The 3,842-nt window shown below is 68.5% G+C and carries 5 protein-coding genes; all 5 read right to left on the bottom strand.

Annotation, left to right across the window (positions count from 1 at the left end):
- On the bottom strand, window positions 1–922 hold a 922-nt coding region (locus tag DMC18_RS23715), incomplete at its 3' end, for a patatin-like phospholipase family protein (protein ID WP_110133372.1).
- A gap of 12 nt (window positions 923–934) precedes the next feature.
- Complete coding sequence (locus DMC18_RS23710) at window positions 935–1,732, bottom strand: 3-hydroxybutyrate dehydrogenase (RefSeq protein WP_110118301.1); 798 nt, start codon at window positions 1,730–1,732, stop codon at window positions 935–937.
- 104 nt (window positions 1,733–1,836) lie between these two features.
- On the bottom strand, window positions 1,837–2,604 hold the full coding sequence (yaaA, locus tag DMC18_RS23705) for a peroxide stress protein YaaA (RefSeq protein ID WP_110118302.1): 768 nt from the start codon (window positions 2,602–2,604) through the stop codon (window positions 1,837–1,839).
- 80 nt (window positions 2,605–2,684) lie between these two features.
- The gene (gene map, locus DMC18_RS23700; RefSeq protein WP_110133371.1) at window positions 2,685–3,431 is read right to left on the bottom strand and encodes a type I methionyl aminopeptidase; all 747 of its coding nucleotides are present in this window, start codon (window positions 3,429–3,431) and stop codon (window positions 2,685–2,687) included.
- The gene (locus DMC18_RS23695; RefSeq protein ID WP_110118304.1) at window positions 3,428–3,670 is read right to left on the bottom strand and encodes a ParD-like family protein; all 243 of its coding nucleotides are present in this window, start codon (window positions 3,668–3,670) and stop codon (window positions 3,428–3,430) included. Before DMC18_RS23695 ends, map begins: the two co-directional genes overlap by 4 nt.
- Window positions 3,671–3,842: the final 172 nt, after the last annotated feature.

Here is a 3,842-nt window from a genome sequence, read left to right as displayed (position 1 = left end):
CGGCCAGCGGCTCGTCGGCCTTGATGGCGTGCAGCAGCATCCGCCGATAGCGCCCCCGGGCGTTGTCTTTCAAGAGGCCTTCGTCGAGCAGCTTCTGCACGAAGCCGATGGCGCGCAGTTCCGAGGACAACGCGGCGTTGAAGGTGATCTCGTTCAGGCGGTCCATGATCTCGCCCGGGGTCTTGGGCGTCTCGTCGCGGACGAAGGGGTTGAGGCTGACCAGCAGGATGTCGTCGGGGGTCTTGTCGTAGAAGAGGGGCCACAGCGGCGGGTTGGCCAGAAAGCCGCCATCCCAGTAGGGCTCGCCGTCGATCTCCACCGCCTGGAACACCTGCGGCAGGCAGGCGCTGGCCAGCACGTGGCGGGCGGTCAGTTCGGTCTCGCGGAACACCTTGGCCTTGCTGGTGCGTACGGCGGTGGCGGCGATGTAGAGCTTGACCGGCGAGCGGGTGCGCAGGGCCTCGAAGTCGATCGCCGCGTCGAGGATGTCGTTCAGCGGATTGAGGTTGAACGGGTTGAACTCGTAGGGGCTCATCGACAGGGCCAGGGTCTCGGCCAGCCGCCAGCCCGGGGTGTTCTTGATCCAGTCGGCCGCGCCGCCGAAGGCGCCTCCGAAGGCGCTGGTCCAGATGCTGGTGTCGCCGAAGACGTTGCGGCCGCCGTTGCGGTTGACCTGCTTCCAGAAGTCGTCGAGCGAGGCCTTGGCCCCCTCGCGGCCGCCGGCGATCAGGCCCGAGGCGTAGGCCACCGCGTTCATCGCCCCGGCCGAGGCGGCGGTGATCGCCTGGATCTCCAGGCTCTCCTCCTCCAGCAGCCGCTCGATCACGCCCCACTCGAAGGCGCCGTGCGAGCCGCCGCCCTGCAGCGCCAGGCTGATCGGACGCGGCCCCTTGGGCTTCCTCTTCAGCGGCGCGATGGGCATGGGGCTAGATCCCTATTGCGCGGTCCAGCCGCCGTCGATGGCGAAGGAGGCGCCGTTGGCCGAGGCCCCCAGGTCGCTGACGAGATACAGCAGCTGGCCGGCCAGCTGCTCGAAGGTCACGAACTGCTTGGTCGGCTGGGCGGCCAGGATCACGTCCTTCATCACCGCCTCTTCGCTGATGCCGCGGGCCTTGGCCTGGTCGGTGATCTGGGCCTCGACCAGCGGGGTCTTCACGAAGCCGGGGCAGATGGCGTTGCAGGTGATGCCCTGCTGGGCCACTTCCAGGGCGATGGTCTTTGTCAGCCCCAGGATGCCGTGCTTGGCGGCCACATAGGCCGACTTGTAGGGCGAGGCGACCAGCCCGTGCGCCGAGGCGATGTTGACGATCCGCCCGCGGCCCTGCTCGCGCATGATCGGGATCGCCGCCTTGCTGGCGTGGAAGGCCGACGACAGGTTGATGGCGATGATCAGGTCCCACTTGTCGTCGGGGAATTCCTCGACGGGGGCCACGTGCTGGACGCCGGCGTTGTTGACCAGGATGTCCAGCTCGCCGAACTCGGCCTTGGCGGCCTTGACCATGTCGGCGATCTCGACCGGCTTGGTCATGTCGGCGCCGTGGTACAGCACCTCGACGCCGTGTTTCTCGGCCAGTTCCGAGCGGGTGCGCTCGATGGCGGTCATCTCGCCCAGGCCGTTGAGCACGATGTTGACGCCCTGGGCGGCCAGGGCGTCGGCCAGGGCGTGGCCGATGCCGCTGGTCGAGCCGGTGACGATCGCGACCTGCCCCTGCAACCCGAAATCCACCGCCATGGCGCTCTCCTGCCGGCCGCTCGGGCCGCTTGAATTGTTGCAACGCAACATATAGCCCGCCGTTGCGAAAGAACGAGGGGTTATAAATTCATCGTTAGATGAATTCAGGGCTGCGGGCGAGCGAAAACCCAGTCGGCCTCGGTGGAGAGCTCGGGCCGGAAGCGGTAGCCGTCGCGGTCGAAGGCCTTGAGGTCGGCGGCCTTCTCGATGCGGCCGTCGATGATGTGGCGGGCCATGCGGCCGCGCGCCTTCTTGGCGTAGAAGCCCAGCACCTTCAGGGTTCCGGCCTTCTCTTCCTTGAAGTGGCAGGTGACCACCGGCAGCTTCAGGGCCTTGGCGTCGACGGCGCCGAAATATTCCTGGCTGGCCAGGTTCACCAGGGTCGGGTCCGCGTGGCCGGCGGCGGCCTCGTTGAGGGTCTTGGCGATGGTCTCGCCCCAGAAGTCGTAGAGGGTGGCGCCGCGCTTGGTCTTCAGGCGGGTGCCCATCTCCAGGCGGTAGGGTTGCAGGGCGTCCAGCGGCCGCAGCACGCCGTAGAGGCCCGACAGGATCCGCAGGTGGTCCTGCGCCCATTCCAGCGAGGCGCGGTCCAGCTCGCGCGCCGCCAGGCCGGCATAGACGTCGCCGTTGAAGGCGATCACGGCCTGGAGCCCCTCTTCGACCTGAGGGTCGAAATGCTGGAAGCGCTCGCGGTTCAGGTCGGCCAGCTTTTCGGAGATGTGCATCAGCCGGCGCAGGTCGGCGGCGGTCAGCTTGCGCGTGACCTTGGCCAGTTCGGCGATCTGCGGCTTCAGGGCCGGCGTCGTCAGCGGCAGCACCTCGCTGGGCGCGGTGAAGTCGAGCGACTTGGCGGGAGAGATGACCATCAGCATGGGGACGCAGATAGAGGCTTTGGCCCCGCTTCGCCAGCGGTGTGGGCGCTTCTTGAGCCCGTAAGGGGCGGTGCGCCCCCTCAGGCCAGCGTCAGCACCAGCGGTCCGTTCCGCGTCGCCACCAGGGTGTGCTCGTACTGCACGGTGGGCTGGCCGCGCGGCGGACGCAGGGTCCAGCCGGCGTCCAGCTCCTCGACCCAGTCGGCGCCGAGCGACAGGAAGGGCTCGATGGTGAAGACCAGGCCTTCGGGGATCGTGCGGCGGTCGCGCGGCTCGCGCCAGGTGGGGATCTCGCGGGGCTCGTCGTGCAGCGAGCGGCCGACCCCGTGGCTGGCGAGGTTGCGCACCAGGCTGTAGCCGTTCTTCTCGGCGAAGGTCTCGATGGCGCCGCCGATCGCGTTCAGCCGGCCGCCGGGCTGCACGGCCCGGATGCCCGCCCACATCGCCCGCCGCCCGTCGCGGCACAGGCGCTCGATGCGCTTAGGTGTCGGCGGCACGGAAAAGCTGGCGCCGGTGTCGCCGAAATAGCCGTCCAGCTCGGCCGAGACGTCGATGTTGATCAGGTCGCCGGCCTTGATCACCGTGTCGCCGGGAATGCCGTGGGCGCAGTCGGGACCCACCGAAATGCAGGTCGCGCCCGGGAAGTTGTAGGTCAGCTCCGGGGCCGAGCGCGCGCCGTCCTTCTCCAGCAGGGCGCGGCCGATGTCGTCCAGTTCCCGGGTGGTCATGCCCGGCTCCAGGGCCGCGCCCATGGCCGCCAGGGTGCGGGCCACCAGGGCGCCGATGACGCGCAGCTTCTCCAGCTGGTCTTCGTGCTCGATGGTCACGGCAACGCCTCGACGGCCTTGGCCGCCTTCGGGCCGTCAGGCGCCGGATCGTCGCCGTCCACGCCCGCCTCCCGCAGCTCGCGCGCCACCAGTTCCTGGAAGGTCAGGTGTGGATGCAGCTCGCACAGCATGCCGATCCTGATCCAGAACGCCGCCTGGCCGTTGATCGACCGGTACGACGCCTTGCTGGCCCGCCGCAGCTGCTCGTGCAGTTCGTCCTCGATGTTGACGATGCCCATGGGATATCTCGATCATATACGTTTCGTATATGCGATATATGGCCTGGGCGCGGGCGAGGCAAGGCCCACCCGACCCCTCTCTCTGTGAGAGAGGGAGGGGCCCATGCGAAGCATGGGAGGGTGAGTGGTTACACCTTCAGCCGGCGTGCCGGCACTTCGCCCGCAACAGCGC

This window comes from Caulobacter sp. D5 (assembly GCF_003185805.1).
GTDB lineage: Bacteria > Pseudomonadota > Alphaproteobacteria > Caulobacterales > Caulobacteraceae > Caulobacter.
Note: the sequence above shows the minus strand (reverse complement) of the source record. Positions and strands in the feature narration are given on the sequence as shown.

Excerpts from the sequence above, each read along its gene's own strand:
- yaaA (WP_110118302.1), bottom strand. The coding sequence starts at position 2,604 with ATGCTGATGGTCATCTCTCCCGCCAAGTCGCTCGACTTCACCGCGCCC.
- DMC18_RS23695 (WP_110118304.1), bottom strand. The coding sequence starts at position 3,670 with ATGGGCATCGTCAACATCGAGGACGAACTGCACGAGCAGCTGCGGCGG.
- DMC18_RS23710 (WP_110118301.1), bottom strand. The coding sequence starts at position 1,732 with ATGGCGGTGGATTTCGGGTTGCAGGGGCAGGTCGCGATCGTCACCGGC.